This window comes from Mesonia sp. K4-1 (assembly GCF_008017825.1).
Taxonomy (GTDB): domain Bacteria; phylum Bacteroidota; class Bacteroidia; order Flavobacteriales; family Flavobacteriaceae; genus Mesonia.
Genome location: NZ_VRLS01000028.1, coordinates 1 through 19,576, shown reverse-complemented (window position 1 = coordinate 19,576; position 19,576 = coordinate 1). Strand labels below are relative to the sequence as shown.

The 19,576-nt window shown below is 32.2% G+C and carries 19 protein-coding genes; 2 read left to right on the top strand and 17 right to left on the bottom strand.

The window, feature by feature from the left end; genetic code table 11:
- Window positions 1–70 precede the first annotated feature (70 nt).
- The 6 genes from FT986_RS05150 to FT986_RS05125 form a co-directional block, all read right to left on the bottom strand.
- Complete coding sequence (locus FT986_RS05150; RefSeq protein ID WP_147864155.1) at window positions 71–1,129, bottom strand: hypothetical protein; 1,059 nt, start codon at window positions 1,127–1,129, stop codon at window positions 71–73.
- 83 nt (window positions 1,130–1,212) lie between these two features.
- Window positions 1,213–1,974: a hypothetical protein gene (locus FT986_RS05145; protein ID WP_147864154.1), complete on the bottom strand. Its 762-nt coding sequence runs from the start codon at window positions 1,972–1,974 to the stop codon at window positions 1,213–1,215.
- Complete coding sequence (locus FT986_RS05140; RefSeq protein ID WP_147864153.1) at window positions 1,967–2,527, bottom strand: RNA polymerase sigma factor; 561 nt, start codon at window positions 2,525–2,527, stop codon at window positions 1,967–1,969. Before FT986_RS05140 ends, FT986_RS05145 begins: the two co-directional genes overlap by 8 nt.
- Window positions 2,528–2,598: 71 nt before the next feature.
- Window positions 2,599–3,576 (bottom strand): polyprenyl synthetase family protein, encoded by a 978-nt coding sequence (locus FT986_RS05135; protein ID WP_147864152.1) that lies wholly within the window; start codon window positions 3,574–3,576, stop codon window positions 2,599–2,601.
- 72 nt (window positions 3,577–3,648) lie between these two features.
- Window positions 3,649–5,379: a T9SS type A sorting domain-containing protein gene (locus FT986_RS05130; RefSeq protein ID WP_147864151.1), complete on the bottom strand. Its 1,731-nt coding sequence runs from the start codon at window positions 5,377–5,379 to the stop codon at window positions 3,649–3,651.
- A gap of 2 nt (window positions 5,380–5,381) precedes the next feature.
- Window positions 5,382–6,041: a hypothetical protein gene (locus FT986_RS05125; protein WP_147864150.1), complete on the bottom strand. Its 660-nt coding sequence runs from the start codon at window positions 6,039–6,041 to the stop codon at window positions 5,382–5,384.
- A 172-nt stretch (window positions 6,042–6,213) separates the two neighbouring features.
- On the opposite strand from FT986_RS05125, the gene FT986_RS05120 reads away from it, so the two are divergent.
- Window positions 6,214–7,449, top strand: a complete 1,236-nt coding sequence (locus FT986_RS05120; RefSeq protein WP_147864149.1) for a T9SS type A sorting domain-containing protein — start codon at window positions 6,214–6,216, stop codon at window positions 7,447–7,449.
- 80 nt (window positions 7,450–7,529) lie between these two features.
- Here the strand turns inward: FT986_RS05120 and rlmN are convergent, their stop codons facing one another.
- The 10 genes from rlmN to FT986_RS05070 form a co-directional block, all read right to left on the bottom strand.
- On the bottom strand, window positions 7,530–8,576 hold the full coding sequence (gene rlmN, locus FT986_RS05115) for a 23S rRNA (adenine(2503)-C(2))-methyltransferase RlmN (RefSeq protein ID WP_147864148.1): 1,047 nt from the start codon (window positions 8,574–8,576) through the stop codon (window positions 7,530–7,532).
- Window positions 8,577–8,745: 169 nt separating this feature from the next.
- On the bottom strand, window positions 8,746–9,795 hold the full coding sequence (queA, locus tag FT986_RS05110) for a tRNA preQ1(34) S-adenosylmethionine ribosyltransferase-isomerase QueA (RefSeq protein ID WP_111540808.1): 1,050 nt from the start codon (window positions 9,793–9,795) through the stop codon (window positions 8,746–8,748).
- A 143-nt stretch (window positions 9,796–9,938) separates the two neighbouring features.
- Entirely contained in the window at window positions 9,939–11,162 is a 1,224-nt protein-coding gene (locus FT986_RS05105; RefSeq protein WP_147864147.1) for a 3-phosphoshikimate 1-carboxyvinyltransferase, read from the bottom strand.
- A complete protein-coding gene (locus tag FT986_RS05100) occupies window positions 11,163–11,432 on the bottom strand; it encodes a hypothetical protein (protein ID WP_111540438.1) in 270 nt (89 codons plus the stop codon).
- Window positions 11,432–11,758, bottom strand: a complete 327-nt coding sequence (locus FT986_RS05095) for a nucleotide pyrophosphohydrolase (RefSeq protein WP_111540439.1) — start codon at window positions 11,756–11,758, stop codon at window positions 11,432–11,434. Before FT986_RS05095 ends, FT986_RS05100 begins: the two co-directional genes overlap by 1 nt.
- A gap of 3 nt (window positions 11,759–11,761) precedes the next feature.
- On the bottom strand, window positions 11,762–13,720 hold the full coding sequence (locus FT986_RS05090; protein WP_147864146.1) for a transglutaminase-like domain-containing protein: 1,959 nt from the start codon (window positions 13,718–13,720) through the stop codon (window positions 11,762–11,764).
- 12 nt (window positions 13,721–13,732) lie between these two features.
- Window positions 13,733–15,637, bottom strand: a complete 1,905-nt coding sequence (locus FT986_RS05085) for a DUF3857 domain-containing protein (RefSeq protein WP_147864145.1) — start codon at window positions 15,635–15,637, stop codon at window positions 13,733–13,735.
- A 41-nt stretch (window positions 15,638–15,678) separates the two neighbouring features.
- Window positions 15,679–16,131: a D-aminoacyl-tRNA deacylase gene (dtd, locus tag FT986_RS05080; RefSeq protein WP_147864144.1), complete on the bottom strand. Its 453-nt coding sequence runs from the start codon at window positions 16,129–16,131 to the stop codon at window positions 15,679–15,681.
- Window positions 16,128–17,078, bottom strand: coding sequence for a ribosome small subunit-dependent GTPase A (gene rsgA, locus FT986_RS05075; protein ID WP_147864143.1), 951 nt, complete (start codon window positions 17,076–17,078; stop codon window positions 16,128–16,130). Before rsgA ends, dtd begins: the two co-directional genes overlap by 4 nt.
- A gap of 67 nt (window positions 17,079–17,145) precedes the next feature.
- Complete coding sequence (locus FT986_RS05070) at window positions 17,146–18,222, bottom strand: bifunctional 3-deoxy-7-phosphoheptulonate synthase/chorismate mutase type II (RefSeq protein ID WP_147864142.1); 1,077 nt, start codon at window positions 18,220–18,222, stop codon at window positions 17,146–17,148.
- Between the two features lie 168 nt (window positions 18,223–18,390).
- Here FT986_RS05070 and gldA point away from each other — a divergent pair, with 168 nt between their 5' ends.
- A complete protein-coding gene (gene gldA, locus FT986_RS05065; protein ID WP_147864141.1) occupies window positions 18,391–19,287 on the top strand; it encodes a gliding motility-associated ABC transporter ATP-binding subunit GldA in 897 nt (298 codons plus the stop codon).
- Window positions 19,288–19,393: 106 nt separating this feature from the next.
- Here gldA and FT986_RS05060 read toward each other — a convergent pair.
- The coding region (locus FT986_RS05060) for a T9SS type B sorting domain-containing protein (RefSeq protein ID WP_147864140.1) at window positions 19,394–19,576 on the bottom strand (183 nt) is incomplete at its 5' end.

Here is a 19,576-nt window from a genome sequence, read left to right as displayed (position 1 = left end):
AATACTAAATACAAAAAAAGGATGCTGTAAATTGAGCATCCTTTTTATAGAATAAAATTTAAATTAACACTTAATTACTAAATCGTATTCCTACAGAAATATTGTTCTGCTCTAAAGGATTGTCTTTAAAGACAGTATTAAGATCATATTTAGCATATAAAGCCCACGAGTCATAACCTATATAAGCGCTTACCCCATAAATAAAGTTACTGGTGTTATAGCTTTGAGAAAGTTTTGTTTTACGATTATCCCCATCTTCTTCATACTTTAATTTTTGTATCGTATTTAAGTTAACTCCTGCATATCCTCCTAAACCTATTTTGAAATTACTGGTATTATAATACGTTGCGTTTTCTCCATAACTTAAGCTTCTTGGTCCGAATTCAAAATGCAGCGGAAATACCAAATTATCCATTCTTAATTTTGCTTTATCTACATCAAACTGAAATTCCTCTAAATAAGTTTGATCACCATCTTCTACGAAGTACATATTATCATCTGCTTTAAGGCCGTTAAACTGAAAAGACAGCCCATATCTTAATCTTGCAAAACCAGATTTTACCAATACAGTTTCAAATTCATATCCTAATTCAAAAAAACGGCTTCCTCCTATTTTATATGGAGAATCGTCTAAAGATTGACCGTCTATCAAAGCATTGTTTAGACCGAATGCCATGGTAAAACCAGAGGTTGTTCTTTTAGGAATAGAATCATAATCTTCTTGCTCTTCATCCTTTTCATCATATTTTAAATAATCTAAGCGTCTATAATAAGAATCTACCACTTCTTCTCCATCTTCGGTGGTAGAATTTCGTTTAAGCAAAGCGATGTTAGCATCAATAATATCTAGTTGATTTTCTATATTCAACGCTCTTTTTTCCGCGGCAGCTTTTTTTAAGGCTTCAGCTTCTTGTTCTCCAATCTCGTTTTCATTTAAACGCTGATTAATCGCCTCGACTTCTTTTTTGAGTTTTTCTTTTTCGCTCTTTTGAACTTGATTTTTTTGCTTTTCAAGATTTTCTATTTTTAAATCAATATCAGAATTGACCTGAATATTGATTTGTGCTTGCATATTTTGAGCTACCAAAGTGCTTAATAAAATGCTTAAACTAATGATGATTGTTTTCATAATACGTTGTTTTTAGATTGTACTTTTCTAGCCGCGCTAATGGAATAGCTAGAATTACACAGATTTTTAATAGTTATTATTGGTTATTTAATGACTGAAGATTTTACATGCTGAAACCCACTTTCTAAGGCTAAAAATATTTTTTCTTTAAAAGAATCTTTATTTTCTACTTCTATACTTTCTAATAATTCTTTGGAGGAAACTCTGGCATAAGGATTATTAAATTGTCTTAATCTTACGTTTCTCCGAGCTTTTTCTAGAAGCGCATCTACCTCTTGTTCACTTACTTGGGCAAGTTCTTTTGGCGAAACATCAAGAACCTCTGTAGCATTTTCTACTTTCCCTGAATCTCTTATAGCTAACAAAGCTTTATTTTCAACATTCTCGTTTTGAGGAGAAAGTGTTTTTTTATGCTGCGCATTACTTGATTTACTTGGGATATTTCTTACTTTTATGTTACTTTTTTCTGTGGAAACAACTTCACTAACCTTTGGTTTACTTTCGGGAAGTTCTCCTACTATCTCTTTTAATTGTTTAGAGTCGTACACCAATTCTCCCTCTACCTCTTTAGAGAAAATATTTTCTTGGTTCACGGTTTTAAAATTTGAAGCATCACTTTGCGGAGTGTTGACTACTTTTATTTCAGTTTCCCCACCATTTCCAAATAAAGAAGCGATTAAAATCCCTGCCACAAAGCTTGCAGCAATGCCTATAAACCATTTGTAATTCACTTTCTTCTTATCTTGATTTTCTAACTGAGATGAAAGCTTATCCCAACTCCCTGCACTCGGACTAATTTTTCTAGCCTCCAAGTTCTCTTTTATTTGTTTGTCTAACTCACCCATGACTCTCCTCTTTTTGTACTGCTAGTTTTTCTTGCAATAATTTTCTTGCTTTAAATAATTGCGATTTTGATGTGCCTTCAGATATGCTAAGCAAGTCTGCTATTTCCTGATGCTTGTAGCCTTCTACGGCGTACATTACAAATACCACTTTATAACCTTCAGGCAATTTATCTATAACTTCTTGTAAGTGCTGCATCGCTTCCGCGGAAGCATAATCTTGCGCATCTTCCTCTCTATCATAATTCTCGATACGATCTGAAAAATGAATCTCCTTCTTACTTCTCAAAAAGTCGATCGACTCTCGTACCATGATTCTTCTTACCCAACCTTCAAAACTTCCTTTATGCTGAAATCCGTCAAGGTGATTAAAAACTTTAAAGAAACCTCTAAGCATTACATCTTCGGCAAAATGTACGTCTTTAATATACATTCTACAGACACTTAACATTTTTGGAGCATGAATTTCGTAAAGCGTTTGCTGCGCCATACGGTTCTTTTTCACCGCCTTTTGTATAAGTTTCTTTTCGTTTTTATGTAGTGGTATAATTTTCACCTCTGTTGGTTAGATGTTCTATAAATATAGACGAGAGGTTTTTAGAAATGGTTGCCTAAAGAAAAAAATAATTATTTTTTTCTATCAATTACGTAGTTCATCATAATTTCTAAAGAAGATTTATAAGGAGAAGCCGGATAGTTTTCTAACATCGAGAAAGCCCTTTCTTGGTATATTTTCATTTGCTTTACCGCATAATCCAATCCGCCTGAATCTTTAACAAACTGTATTACCTCTTTTACGCGCTTTTTATCTTTATTATGGTTTTTAATAGAATTAATAAGCCACCTTCTTTTCTTTTCGGAACAGTTATTTAAAGTATAAATAAGCGGAAGTGTCATTTTTTGCTCCTTGATATCAATCCCCGTAGGTTTTCCTATTTTTTCATCCCCATAATCAAAAAGGTCATCTTTTATTTGAAAAGCCATCCCAATTAACTCACCAAACTCCCGCATACGTTCTACGTGTTCTGAATCTGGCTTTACGGAAGCTGCGCCCAAACTACAACATGCAGCAATAAGTGTTGCTGTTTTTTGCCTTATGATCTCGTAATAAACATCCTCGGTGATATCTAATTTTCTGGCTTTTTCAATTTGAAGCAACTCGCCTTCGCTCATTTCGCGAACGGCCACCGAAATGATTTTTAATAAATCAAAATCGTTATTATCTATAGAAAGTAATAAGCCTTTAGAAAGTAAGAAATCCCCAACTAATACTGCAATTTTATTTTTCCAAAGCGCATTAATAGAGAAAAATCCGCGGCGACGGTTACTATCATCAACCACATCATCATGTACTAAGGTGGCGGTATGAATTAACTCTATCACAGATGCTCCACGATAGGTTCGATCATTTACCTCTCCTTTAGAAACCATTTTGGCAACTAAAAAAACAAACATAGGTCGCATTTGTTTCCCCTTTCTATTTACTACATAATGCGTAATGCGATTAAGCAGCGCTACCCGAGAAGACATAAAAAGCTGAAACTTTTTTTCAAAAAGTTCCATCTCATGGGTTATAGGTTCTTTTATTTGAGCTATGGGTTTCAAGATAACAACAAATATAAACAAAAAACCAGTGAAATAATTTTCACTGGTTTCTTTACTTAAAAAAACTTTTACTTATAATTTAATAATTTGCTTTGAGATTGTAATACCATCTTCACAGTTTATACGAATAAAGTAAACTCCTTTTTCTAAATTAGAAATATCAACTAAACCTAAATTCTTAGACTTTAAGGAGGGACTTCTTTTTTGTTGTATTCCCCTACTATCATATAAAGACCATCCTTTCAAATTCTTATTAGTTTCAATAGTAAAAGAATTGTTAGCTGGGTTAGGGTAAATTTTCACCTCCCCAGTAAAATTGTTTAAAATTTGATCTGAAAACGAATAATTTTCAGAATTCGCAGTTCTGCTTACTGTAACATTACAACCTTCTATAAATGCATGAAAATTTGAACCATTTTTTGCGTGAAATCCAGGTGTTAAGATTACACTTTCCCCTGCGTCGTAAGCAACTGAAGCAGTTGTATTTACTATGTTTTTTGCTATTAATATATTACTTACAGACTCATTATCAGTTTGACCTGATAAAACTTCAGTTACAATAGTTTTATTATTTTCGCATTCAATTAAAGGATATATTAATTGCGGAAAAAAACCCGAAGAAGTATTTATATAATTAGCTTCTACAGATGAGTTAGAGTAAGAGTTTTGGTCACGTATTCTACCAATCGAAGATGAACTAACTAAAATGTTGCCGAAACGGTCTCTTTGTAAAGAAGAAAACCCTGAAGGAAAATTTTGTGACCCATAATATTTTAGCTTTCTTAAAGGTAAAGATAGGTTAACTAAATTTTTTACCCAAATTTCACCCTGATAAATTGCAGGATCTGGTTCATATATATGATTTTTAAACCTAGTAAAATATATATTTTCAGAATTTTCTGAAAATTCAAAATCTTTGAAAATTGTTACACTAGATGACTGAACATCAATATCTTGGTAATTAGAAAACTGACCTGTATTTATATCGAAATCCATTAAATAAAATACATTCCCATAATAATTTGGTGTATTACCTTCCTTATAGAACAAACCTGCCAACTTAGAATTATCTGGAGAAAACCTAAACATATTATCTGTTGGAGATAAAGTAGCATTATCACCTAACCCTTGAATTGTTGATATCACCGGATTATTGTTTAATCCTTGACTATCTATTTTAAAGCTAAGCATATTATTTTTAGACCTTGCAATGACCCAATAAGAATTGCTTTGTTCATCATATAACATTGTTAATTCTGGTTTTCTATATACATTTACATAATTCTGATCAAGAATTAAAGGATCAGTGTAGAGCCAGTGAGCCGCACCAACAGGAGAAGTATCATTATCACTTATTAAATCAGTCAACTCTCCTAAGCTGTTATTAGAAAAATCTACTATACCGTAATAATAACTTGCCCAAACATTATTATTACCAGCATCACTATTAACATCCCAATAAGAACAGAAAATATAATATATATTACCATTACTTGGATGTGGAACAATTATAACCTTTTGTCTCGAGGATGAAGTTGTGAAATTTGATAGTTCACCGATAGTATTGTGATTTTTATTCCATACTTTATTTCCGTCAGTATAAAACAACAACCCTCCATTAGTGTCACTTATTGACGCCAAACCATATTGACCAGAAGCTCCAGGTATATTATTTATCGTGGCAGGGTCATTTGAAAAATCTATATCCGAAGACCCTAATTGCCAATGATTGTTTACTTGAGAGTAAACCGTGTTAAATCCTATAAACAGAATTATTAAATAATAAAGTTTTAATTTACACATAACTACTTATTTTCAATTAAAACTTTCAATTCTTCAATTAATTTTTCTTGTTCATTGAGCCTTTTCTCTTGTTCTATGGTATACAAAGTAAGTTCTTCTACTTTTTGTAAAAGAAGATTGGTCATTTCTTTTAAATGCAAACCTTCCTCTTTAATCACTTTAGCAGAAGGGATGTCTGGTAAATGATTATTTTGTCTAATAAAACTTTCTATCTCTTCTAATGTTAAAAAATTATAATCTGGTTTTAGATTAGAATAACCAGTAAAATACTTTTCAAATACATAATCTGCTGGTACATTTAAATCTACTTTTACTTCTTCAGCATGTATTTTACCTTTTACGGTAAGTTTTTCATCTGGATTTGAGGAACCAATACCTATAGAGTTACCTCTAATTACCATAACATCTCCCCATAGTCCAGAATCCCCTCTTCGAGTTTGAAATTTTAATAAATTTGGTTCTCGTCTTTGATTTGTACCACCACTTATTGGCGGTAGTTTTGAAATTATACGATAATTATGCTCATTAATAGAGCTACTAGAGATATTAAAGTTTATGGCTTTATCTTCACCTTGATTACTAGTTAAATTATCGAAGGTTAAATTTTGAGCATTAATTCCTAAACTCAGTAAAAGTCCTAATAAAAATGTTATTTTTTTCATAAAAATTGTTTCAAGTTATATGTAAATATAAATATAAAATAAGGGCATATTTTATCGATAAAAAATTTTACCATATTTATATGTACCCTCAAAATCTTGTTAAATATCTTTGAAGTTGATCGAAATTTATAGAATCTTCCTATCTTAGTATAAAATTTTAAAACTTATAACGATGAAAAAAATTACTTTAACGCTTGCAGCTATAGCTGCAGCAATTACAATGAATGCACAGGACACTTGTGCAACTGCAGGAACAGCAGTCGTAGGAACAAACACTGTTGGGACTATAGACGGAACCGAAATCCCGATGCCTGATTGCGTTGATAACGGACCTGGAGCTACTGCTGGAGAATGGTATTCCTATACTGCCACTATGGATGGTTTAGCTACAGTATCTACAAACTTAGCTATAAATGATGGCGTTACCTACAGTGATGATACACGAATACACATTTATTCTGGAACTTGCGGAACCTTAACTTGTTTAGGAGGAAATGACGATATTGACACTACAAATTACTTATCAGAAATTAGTTTCGCTGTAACTTCTGGACAAACATATTATATCGCTTTTGATGATTATTGGAGTGGTTTAGGGTTTGATTTTGAACTAACTGAAGTTTCAGTTGACTGTACAACAGCGATCCCTTATTCTAATGACGCCGATGATGAAGGTGATTTCGGGGTTTGCCACACAGTGATAGACAACGATGCTAATGGTACTGGTTGGATTAGACAAGACTTAGATTTAGATGGAGACTCAACTATGGAAACATTCTTTACTAATGGATCTAATACAACTGTACAAAAAGATGATTATCTTTTTTCTCCTGCACTTACCTTAGAAGCTGGAAAAAATTATGATATAGAAGTTACTTTTAATGGAGCTGATGCAACTGGAACTTCTGCAAATGAAAGTCTAGATGTTATTATGAGTTCTGGTAATACAGTAACTGACGCGGCAGCTGGATCTGTAATTTACTCACAGACAGGAATCGTTCAAACTGGTGCTTTTGCTGATGTGGAGAATATGGCTACTACTATCACTGCAAGTTTTACTGCACCAGCTGATGGTGACTACTACATTACTTTTAAATCTTACGCAGCATCTCCTGCAGCTTTTTTACTAATATTTGATTATTCTATAGATGAAAATTTAGCAGTAAATAGTTTTGAAGCTAATAGTATTGTGCACTCTTATGATAAAGTAAGAAGTAATTTGAACATTGAATCTTCAAACTATTCATTAGAAGAAATCAATATATATTCTGTTACTGGAAAAAGAGTAATATCTAAAAATTTAAATTCTTTAGAAGCAACTATTGATGTTAACTCTCTTAATAGCGGTTTATATTTAGCGCAAATTAGAACACAAGGAAAAGTTGAAACTATCAAGTTTATAAAATAATCTAATAGCTTTATACTGTTAGGATAAAAAAAGCCCGCTCAATTTGAGCGGGCTTTTTATATTGTATTTTTTTTTCTAATTTACTTTGAAGACTTATTAGCTAACTGGCCGCAGGCAGCATCAATATCTTTTCCTCTAGATCTTCTTACAGTAACGGTGATTCCATTTCTTTCTAAAGCATCTTTGTAGTTATCGGTTATTCTACTTTCAGCTTGCTGAAAAATACCATCGTCTATAGGGTTATATTCTATAATATTAACTTTACAAGGAATTGCCTTACAAAACTCTACTAAAGCAGCAATATCTTTTTGTTTGTCATTTATATCTTTCCAGATAAGATATTCGTAAGTTACTTTTTTACCTGTTTTTTCATACCAATAAATTAAAGACTCTTTTAAATCACTTAAAGGAAATGTCGCATTAAAAGGCATAATTTGCGTTCGAACCTCATCAATGGCAGAATGCAAAGAAACCGCAAGATTAAACTTCACTTCATCATCGGCCATTTTTTTGATCATTTTAGGAACACCCGAAGTAGAGACCGTAATTCTCTTAGGAGACATTCCTAGACCTTCTGGGGAGGTTATTTTCCCTATAGACTGTATGACGTTCTTATAATTCATTAATGGCTCTCCCATCCCCATATAGACAATATTAGAAAGTGGCATATTGTTATATATTCTACTTTCTTTATCTATAGCTACTACCTGATCATAAATCTCATCTGGATTAAGATTACGCATCCTTTTTAATTTTGCCGTAGCACAAAATTTACAGTCTAAGCTACATCCCACTTGTGAAGAAACGCAGGCTGTGGTTCTAGAAAATGTAGGAATTAAAACCGATTCTACTGTAAAACCATCATGAAGCTTTACTGCATTCTTAATTGTACCATCGCTACTTCTTTGCATCTCATCTACTTCGATATGATTAATAACAAAGTTTTGGGATAGCATTTCTCTAGTTTCTTTAGAGAGATTGGTCATATCATCAAAATGATGAGCTCCTTTACTCCACAGCCATTCGTAAACCTGTGTTCCTCGAAAGGATTTATCTCCTATGGAAACAAAGAATTCTCTCAGTTGTTCTTTGGTTAATGCACGTATATCTTTTTTTTTCTCTTTCACTTGGCAAAGGTAATTGTTTTCTATGAGACCGCATTAGGGATTGAAACGGCATCCTTTTTTTGCTTTTATATATGGCAAAAAAAAGATACAGTGTAAAGCCCGACCTTTAGGTAATGCCATAAAAAAAGCCACACCTATAAGTGCAGCTTTCTTTTTATTTAAAAATATCTTATATAATTAACATAGCATCACCATAGCTATAGAATTTATATTTTTCTTTGATAGCTTCATCATACGCACGCTCCATAAGATCGTGCCCTGCAAATGCCGATATCATCATTAATAGTGTTGATTTAGGCGTATGAAAATTAGTGATCATACAGTTTGCGATACTAAAATCGTACGGAGGGAATATAAATTTATTGGTCCATCCCTTAAATTCATTTAAAGTTCCGTTTGAAGAAACTGAGCTTTCTAAAGATCTCATTACCGTAGTTCCTACAGCACAAATTCTTCTTTTGTTTTTGATAGCTTCGTTAATAGTATCAACTGCTGGTAATGCAATCTCTGCTTCTTCACTATCCATTTTATGCTTAGAAAGATCTTCTACCTCTACAGGGTTAAATGTTCCTAACCCAACGTGAAGAGTAACTTCCGCAAAGTTTACTCCTTTAATCTCTAAACGCTTTAATAAATGTTTAGAAAAGTGTAAACCTGCAGTAGGTGCCGCTACAGCTCCTTCTGTCTTTGCGTAGATAGTTTGGTAACGATCTGCATCTTCCGGCTCTACATCTCGCTTAATGTATTTAGGAAGTGGTGTTTCTCCTAATTTATTTAGTTTTTTTCTAAACTCTTCGTAAGAACCATCATATAAAAAACGAAGCGTTCTTCCTCTTGAAGTTGTATTATCTATTACCTCGGCTACTAGACTTTCATCATCCCCAAAGTATAATTTATTTCCTATTCTAATTTTACGAGCTGGATCTACCAATACATCCCAAAGACGCGTTTCTGGATTAAGTTCTCTTAATAAGAAAACTTCTATCCTAGCACCCGTTTTTTCTTTATTTCCAAAAAGTCTAGCAGGAAATACTTTTGTATTGTTTAAGACCATCACGTCTTCTGGCTCAAAATACTCGATAAGATCTTTGAACATTTTGTGTTCAATGGTATTTTCTTTTCGATTAACCACCATTAAACGAGCTTCGTCACGATGCTCTGATGGATATTCAGCTAAAAGTTCATTTGGCAGTTCAAAACTGAACTGTGAAAGTTTCATTCCCATACTATATTTTTTAAGAACGGCAAATATACAACCTCAAAATAGGGGTTGTCAAGTAAATAGGCTTTTATTTTGAGATTTTTATTTTAAATAGCCTTTATGGTAGATGTGCACTCATAAGAGCGGTAAATAAAATCTCTTTACGGAAGTATTTTGTGGTAAATTTTAAAATCTTCTAAGTTTTTCCAAAAATCAGGAAAAGACTTACTAACCACCTCGGCATTCTCTATAACCATTGGCACTTTTAATGCTAATGGAGCAAATGCCATGGCCATACGATGATCTTCATAAGTTTTTATGGCTATATTTTTATGAATTTGGGAAGATGGAGCTAAACTTAAGCTGTCGCTTGTAACCGAAATAGTTGCTCCCAATTTTGTTAATTCATTTTCTAAAGCCAACAAACGGTCTGTTTCTTTAATTTTTAAAGTATGTAAACCGGTAATATGACAAGCTATTCCCAAACCAAAACAAGTCACTACAATGGTTTGAGCTAAATCTGGTGAGGAGTTTAAATCTAACCTAAGTTCATTTAGAGTTGTAATTTTTTCTTTTGATAGAAGAATAGAATTCTCTTTAAAAGTTGTACTCACTCCCAATTGCTTATAAATACTTACGAGTAAAGAGTCTCCTTGTAAACTACTTTTATGATAGGTGGAAAGCTCTATTTCTGCGGAAGTAGATAAAGCTGCCAAACTATAAAAATAAGAAGCCGAACTCCAATCTGATTCAACGGCTATATTTTTTGCTTTTATTGTAGATGATTGAACCTGAATATAGGTGTCTTCAAAAATAGTTTCTACGCCTACCTTTTCTAAAATTTGAGCGGTCATTTTTAGGTAAGGAAGAGAAGTGATTTTTCCGTTAAGGTGAATTTTTAATCCGTTTGAGAAAGAGCTACCAACTAACATTAAAGCAGATATATATTGACTACTGATATGAGCATCAATCTGCACTTCTTGTTTGCTTATTTTTTGTCCATTGATTTTTAATGGAGGGAACCCTTCATTTTCTACATACTCAATTTTTGCTCCTAAAAATTTTAAAGCATCGACTAGTGGAGAAATAGGTCTCTGTCTCATTCTACCACTCCCTGTTAAATGAACAGTTTTACCTGGCTGAACTGCATAGTATGCGGTTAGAAAACGCATTGCCGTCCCAGCGTGATGAATATCTATTATACTTTCTTGAGATTTTAATGCTTCTTGTAAAACTACCGTATCATCGCTATTGGAAATATTATCTATCTTTAAAAGTGGCTGAAGAGCTTGCAAGATCAATAACCTATTCGATTCACTTTTGGAACCTGTAATTTTTACTTTTCCGTTAAGCTGATGGGTTTCACTATGTAATTGAAGATCCATTTAAGAAGCGTTTCTTTTTTCTTCTTCTTTAAGCCTACTTTTAAATTTAAAATAGGTCATAATGAAACCATATAAAAAACCTCCAACGAGATTAGCGGCCAAAAATCTAAAAAGATAAGGTTGTTGTAAATTTGATTCCGCGAAAGCGCTAGTATCAAAACCAAATGAAAAACCTAGGTTAATGATGTTATAAATGATGATAAACATGATGGAAAGCATTGCAACTGATTTCCAAAACGTGGGCATCTTAGTGATTTTTTTTAAGCTCATTACTTTAATTTTTTATTTTGATGATGACGATCGTGATCTCTCTTCGTTTTTAGGTCTAACTTTTTATCGAATGCTTCTTGTAGATTAATTCCTGTCTGGTTGGCTAAACATAAAACGACAAAAACTACATCGGCTAATTCTTCACCTAAGTCTTTATTTTTATCGCTCTCTTTTTCACTTTGCTCGCCGTAGCGTCTAGCTATAATTCTCGCCACTTCTCCTACTTCTTCAGTTAGTTGTGCCATGTTGGTGAGTTCATTGAAATAACGAACCCCGTGTTCTTGGATCCAACTATCTACTGCTTTTTGCGCATCTTGAATGTTCATGAATTATATTTTTGTAAGAACTATTTGCTCTTGTTCTTTATTGATCATATTGCTATAAAATTGCTTCAAAAACTCATACTGACTTGGACTTACTTTGCTTTTATGCATTTCTAGATTAATTGACAATCTAATAAATTTACCATTTCCCGTAATATTATATTGATAATAACCTGTATTCTCCCCAAGACTTAATTTAAAAGGGGCTGGCAAAGTAGTAATCTCATAGTTCTCAGGTATCTTAATATTAATTACGTAATTATTTTCAAAAGGATAAATAAAGTCAACAGGGAAATTTCTTTCTTCTAACTTGAAAGGGTTATCATCAGTTGCGAAAAACATAAATGGCTTAAAGAATAACTGATTATTAACTTTTTCTATAGAGGGCTCAAATTCGTAGGTATATTCTTCAACAACAAACCCCGTTTGATGAATGTTTTTAACTTCGTAATCGTTGATAAGGATGTTTTTTAAATCACTTTCTTTATCCCTAAGCAAATCCTCTTTTGATTTTGAAAAATAATTTGTTCTAAATAAATATGCTGAATAGTCTTCTTTCTTAACTTTCACAGAACCCGAGATAGTTCCATTTTCTTTTAAATCAGCATTAATAAGATAGACTGAAGAGCTTTTATCTGGTGCTTTTAATCCTATAAGTTTCCATAATTTATTTGGATTATCTACCATAATCCCATTCCAATTATAATCTCTAATGGGTAGAATATTAAAATCGCTATATTTATCTGTAGCGTCTAAAAAATACTCTTTTCCATTATGCCTAATTAATGCAATAACATAATTGAGTCTGTCTAAAGTCGGATAAAAAGGTTTTAAATTATCCCTTGTGCTAATTACTACCGGACTAGCTTCTATCCCCGCATATCGTAACATAGCCACCAAAGAAAGGTTTATATCTGCAGAATTACCTATTTTATCTTTATAGGTTTTACGAATTCCGTTTTCAAAATATTTAGATTTTTTATCATTCCACCTTAGTGTTTCTTTTACATGCTTAAATATCTTCTTTGCTCGTTCTAAAGTGTCTACTTCTTGATTAATTATTTGATCGATATCTTCTTCAAATGCATTTGTCCTATTTAGACCATTTTTATAATCATCACTAGATGCCAATGTTCTTGCTACATCTTCCCATGTTTTAGAATAATACTTCATATAACCATCACTTTGTTTAATCGAACTTAATTCAAATAAAACTCCTCCTCTATAATTATTAATATTATCTACATATTTTTCTTCCTTTAAACTTGGTACATTCTCAATTTCGTAACTATATTGATTAGCAAACATTCCCATTCTTTGATCTATTTGAGCGTTGGTGGTCAATTTTGGTGCAACGCTTCCTTTATTAATCTGATTATAATTAAAATCGCCAGGCGTATTAATTTGCGCCGATATTTTTTTTGCAGGGATATCGAACTGAAATTGAATTTCGTCTATATAAATATAATAAGGTGAACTAATTTTATAATAGATATCAATTACAGTTCCTTTTTTTACTTTAGGCATTGTAAAAGTTACCTCTTCATAGTTTTCTGATAAAGCTTTATCAAAAATCTGGCTTCTATCTAATTTAGTCTCTTCAACTTCCCCTCCTTCTAAATTGTAAGAGTAGGCTCTTAATTTTGTTACTTTTTCATCACCATCTTTTACATATAAAGGAATACTTTCTGTAGCATACTTTAAATCTTCGACATCTGTATCATAGAACTTTATCCTCTTATGAACTTCTGTAATTAAAGAGATGGTGTAGGGAGTGATATCAAAATAAATTTCTTTATTTAGGTGGAGTATTTCAGCCCCTGCATCACTTTCAATATCACTTTCTTTCTTTAAAAGCTCTGCTTTATTTACTTTTCTAAATTCATATTCTTGCGCTCTAGCAATAGTGGTACTTATTATAAAATAAAATATAAAGGCTAAAGAAATTAGTAAAGATTTATTCATATAAATAGTCTTTTAATTTTTAATTAATGAAATTTTCTTGGTTTCTATTTCAGCTATTTTTTTTCTGAATTCTCGATAATCACTATACTTCTCTTTGGAATATCTTCCTTCTTTAATGAGAAGTTTTTTCTGATAAATTAATGATTGCTCGTCCACTTCAATACTCATTGAGTAATTCCCAAACTCCGATTCTAGGTTAAATTTTTCTAGCAGTGATTCTACGATATAATTATCTGGAAGGTTTATAACTATTTTATCTTCATCATAATAACCTCTAGAAATATGGAAAGGTGTTTTTCTATCTCTATAACGTTCGGGAATATAAGAATTAGCATGAATAGGATTGACAGGAATAAACAGTCTATTTCCTATAACAGTCGTATAGTTTTCTCCTGTTAAGTGAAAATCTTCATTAAAATTAATTTCATCTTTATCATTTTCTAACTCGTGTTTAATAACCTTAATATTATCAATTTTAGACCAATATTGATAATCTCTTTTTTGTAGTTCTTCTAAAGATAATTTCTCTATATATTGTCTACGGTCGTATTGAATTCCTTTGGAATTTATACTACCTACAATATCCACATTTCCTTCTGGGGAGAAAGTAATATTCGCAACTGTAGATTGAGAATTATCTTGATTAATATATTTAGGAGTTTTTACTATTTTCCCTCCATCTGGAGTCATTACGAAAACTTTCCTGTCATCTGTAAAACCTCCTAAAAACCCAAATGGTGAAGTTTGACTTGTACAATCTATCCAATATAATTTATCATTATAAGGTATTGATAGTATAGCATGATTACCTTGCGCTAAACTTGCAAAATCCTCTTCGAAGTTAATTTTAGCATCACCCGCTTCTACGTGGGTATAATAAGATTCTACTCCTGCAACTTCAAGTAAAGCTTTAGTATAATTAGAAAGTCCTTTACAATCCCCATATTTCAATTCATCCACTTCTTGCGCTTCTATAGGTTGATAACCTCCTATACCAACTTGAACGCTAATATACCTCGTATTATCTTGTACGTGTTGATATATGATTTTAGCTTTTTCCAATTTATCAGTAACTCCACTCGTCAATTCATTAACTTTGCCAATAGTGGATTGAGAGAGGCTCGTTCTACCTGATAGAATCTGATTTTGAAACCATTCTCCTAAATTAGTCCAATCTTTAATTTCTTTTGCATCATATCCAGATAAACTAAAATTCAGGGGAACAGCCATAACTCGTGGCATAAAATTATCACTAGGAACATGAAGATCTTCATTAGGAATGGGGCTTAGATTTTCTGCCTTATATTTTACCCCATTTTCAAAAGTTATTCTCTTAATGTTGTAATCATCAAAGTTTTTTTCTTTAATATTTAAATTAGTTTTAAGCTTATCATACTTCAAAATGTATTCGCTTTCTTGAAGGTATGTATTATAATGTGAAATAAAACTATGGCTTGGGATGAATGCAGTATTATTAGTCTTATATTCTACCGAAAATGCAATTGAATAAGGGTAACTATGTGGTTTGTAATCGTAATATTTAATCCTTGAATCTGAATATAATGTAGAACCATTTACAGCACTTTCATCTATAAAATCTTTTTCTTTAACTTTATCAATTAACTTTCCTGCTGAATTATATATTAAAGCTTCTATGCTTTTCAATTCCCAATCTTTATCATAATTAGCATAAGAAAACGCCGTTTTATCTCCTTTTGGATTAAGTACAGTAATTAGTTTAAACATCTGAACATTCATAGATCTAGTATGAGATATATCTACCTGGGTCGTGTAACTTCTAATAACCGCATTAGCATTTCTAAAATCTTCTTGTAGTAGAGGAGCTATCTCCTTTTGGGAATAGCTAACATTTAGACATAAGAAAGCTATAAAGAATATCAGATTAAAATTTTTCATATAAATTCTATTAAAAGAAAAGTAAAAACCAAATATATAATTTATTCTCTATTTTTAGAATCTATTAATATCGTTACCGGGCCATCATTTAAGAGACTTACTTGCATATCTGCTCCAAATTCTCCTGTTCTAACAGGAGTATCTAGATGAGTATCTAATTCTTTTATAAATTTATGATATAAAGGAATAGCCGTGTTTGGCTTTGCTGATTTTATAAAGCTTGGACGATTGCCTTTTTTAGTACTGGCATATAGAGTAAACTGACTTACGACTAAAATTTCTCCTCCAATATCCTTTACGGAAAGATTCATCGCCTTATTTTCATCAGAAAAGATTCTCATATTTACTATTTTCCTACAAAGCCAATGGATATCCTCCTGAGTATCTTCTTCTTCGATGCCCAAGAGAACCAATAAGCCTTTTTCAATAGTGCTTATTGTATTTTCATCTACACTCACACTCGCATGTCTTACACGCTGTAAAATCACTCTCATTTCTTAGGGTAAATATCGGTTCTATAATGCTCTTCATCACCTTCTAAAATTTGAAGGTAGGATTTATATCTAGACCAAGAAACATCACCTTCATCTAAAGCGTCTTTAATAGCACACTTTGGTTCTTCAATGTGCAAACAATTATTAAACTTACAAAGATGTTTTAACTTAAAAAATTCTGGAAAATAATCTCCGAGTTCAAATTTCTCGATCTCTACAACTCCAAATCCTTTAATACCTGGAGTATCAATAATTTTAGCATCCATATTCAAATCAAACATCTCAGCAAACGTCGTGGTATGTTGACCTTGCATATGCTGAGATGAGATTTGTGAAGTTTTTAAATCTAAAGAAGGTTCAATTTTATTGATTAAAGTAGACTTTCCTACTCCGCTATGTCCAGAAAAAAGACAGGTTTTACCTAACATTAATTCTTGCAACTGATCGATATTTTTTCCCGTCTTAGCAGAAATACCCAAACAAGTATATCCTATCTCTCTGTACATCGCTGCGAGGTACCGAATTTCATCTTTTTCTTCTTCAGAATAGGTATCAATTTTATTAAAAAGCAAAACCGCTTTAATTCCATAAGCTTCCGCAGTCACTAAAAACCGGTCTATAAATGTGGTAAATGTGGGCGGATTATTTAAGGTTACTATTAAAAATGCAACATCTATATTCGCAGCAATAATATGGGTTTGCTTAGATAAGTTAACCGATTTACGAATTATATAATTTTGTCGCTCCTCAATCTCTTTGATAACTCCCGTAACTTCATCTCCATTTTCTTCTACATCAAAATGAACCACATCCCCTACAGATACTGGATTGGTACTTTTTATACCTTGAATACGGAATTTACCTTTAATTCTACAATTATAAGATTCTCCTTCTTCAGTTTTAACTAAATACCAGCTCCCTGTAGATTTATATACGGTTCCTTTCATAGATTATAAAATTCCTAAATTATAATATATTTTGGTCAAATTTACTTTGCTCTAAATTGACTGAGTTTTATTTAATATTTTTTTGATGTGCAATAGATTCTTGATGAATGGCTTTATAAACATTTAATATAAAATCTTTTTGTAAGCCACTTCCTTCAGATAAAGAAATCATACGCTCCAAAATTTGTTTCCATCTTTCAGGCTGTAAAATAGAAACATTATGTTCTTTCTTCACTTTCCCAATATCATCGGCCACTTGCATTCGCTTCACCAATAATTCAACCAAATTTTCATCAATCTTATCAATCTTGGTTCTCAGCTTTTTTAACTGATAATTAAAATCTTCGTTAGAAGAAACCTTGTTCTTTACCTTCAGGTCAATTGTATACTTATCTAAAGTTTCTGGAGTTATTTGCTGCTTAGCATCACTCCACGCATTATCGGGATCATAATGTGTCTCTACCATTAAACCATCATAATTTAAATCTAAAGCGGTTTGGCAAAGTTCAAATATTAAATCTCTTCTTCCTGCAATGTGCGATGGATCTAAAATAAGCGGTAAATCTGGAAATTCATTTTGAAGGTCTATAGGGATTTGCCATTCAGGAATATTTCTATATTCAGAGGAGTCGTAAGTAGAAAAACCTCTATGAATCACTCCCAAATTCTCTATTCCTTGCTTGTAAAATCGCTCTACAGCACCTAACCAAAGAGCTAAATCTGGATTAACAGGATTCTTAACTAGCACCGTTTTATCGGTTCCTTTTAAAGCTTCTGCAATTTCTTGTATCATAAAAGGAGAAACGGTCGTTCTCGCTCCTATCCATAAAATATCTACGTCGTGCTTTAAAGCTAGATCTACGTGAATTGGGTTTGCCACTTCTGTAGTGGTCATCAAACCTGTTTCTTCTTTTGCTTTTTGCAACCACTTTAACCCTAATGAACCTACTCCTTCAAAATTACCAGGTCTGGTTCTAGGTTTCCAAATTCCTGCTCTTAAAACGCTGGTATCTGTATTTTTTAATTGATGGGCTATTTTTAAAACCTGCTCCTCTGTCTCTGCACTGCACGGACCAGCAATAACCAATGGGTGGTTTAAGTCAAATTTATCTAACCATCCTCTAAGTTTTGTTGAATTTTCCATTTTTCTTTCTTTCGCTTTCGCTGAATTATAAAAATAAATATCAGCTACTTTCTTTTTTTTTAACGAAGATACGTCAGATTTTGAAGATAGGTAAACGAAAAATTCAAATATGCCCCTTTATAGCTAAAGTATAGCTATTTTAATTATTTTTGAATCAAAACTAAGCATATGGGGATTGAAGTCCACAACATTTCGAAATCATACAACGACCAACAAGCTTTAAAAAATGTTTCTTTTAAAATCGGAAATGGAGAAATTGTTGGTTTTTTAGGACCTAACGGAGCCGGTAAATCTACTTTAATGAAAATCCTAACAGGCTACATTACCCCAAGCGAAGGTTCCGCCAAGGTAGAAGGTTTAGATGTGATAGATAATAAGATAGAAATTCAAAAAAAAGTAGGCTACCTACCCGAACACAACCCTCTATATTTAGAAATGTTTGTTCGTGAATATTTAAATTATAGCGCTACCGTACATTCTATAGATAAAAAAGAAGTTGAAAATGTAATTGCTATTACAGGCCTCACCCCCGAAGCAAACAAAAAGATTGGCTCTCTTTCTAAAGGGTTTAGACAACGTGTTGGGCTTGCGAATGCTTTATTACACAATCCCAATGTTCTTATTTTAGATGAACCCACTACAGGTTTAGATCCTAATCAATTAATTGAAATTAGAGAACTTATTAAAAGTATAGGTAAAGAAAAAACCATTTTTCTTTCTACCCACATTATGCAAGAGGTTGAAGCTATTTGTGATCGTGTAATTATCATAAAAAAAGGAGAAATCATTGCTGATAAAAAATTGGAAGACTTAAAGAGCTCTAAAGAACAAATTATTGAAGTTGAATTTGATTATAGAATTGAAGAAGTTGCTTTTAGAAACTTGTCTCATTTAGAAAAAGCAGAAAATAAAGCTGGATTTGTGTATTGGCTGTATTTTAATACCGATGAAGATATGCGCTCACAAGTTTTTGATTTTGCTCAAGAAAATGGTTTAAAGATTTTACAACTTCACCAAAAGCATAAAAATTTAGAAGAACTATTTATTAAGCTTACTTCAAATTAAAGACTACTTCTTTAAACTTTCTTATAAATTTATTTATAAAAAAAAGATCCCTCCAATATTGGAGGGATCTTTTTTTGTTGGTCTTTCGCTTTCGCGGAATTACCTTTTATCTCTTCAAAGTAAAGTTTGCTTTGAATTCTTTTCGGGTTCCATCAATATCAGTGTACTCTACTCTGAACCAATAATCATTAGATGGCATTAGTTTTCCATTGTAGGTTCCATCCCATCCTGGACTGCTAGGGCTTAATTGTTTTAATAATTTTCCATAACGATCAAAGATGTAAATCTT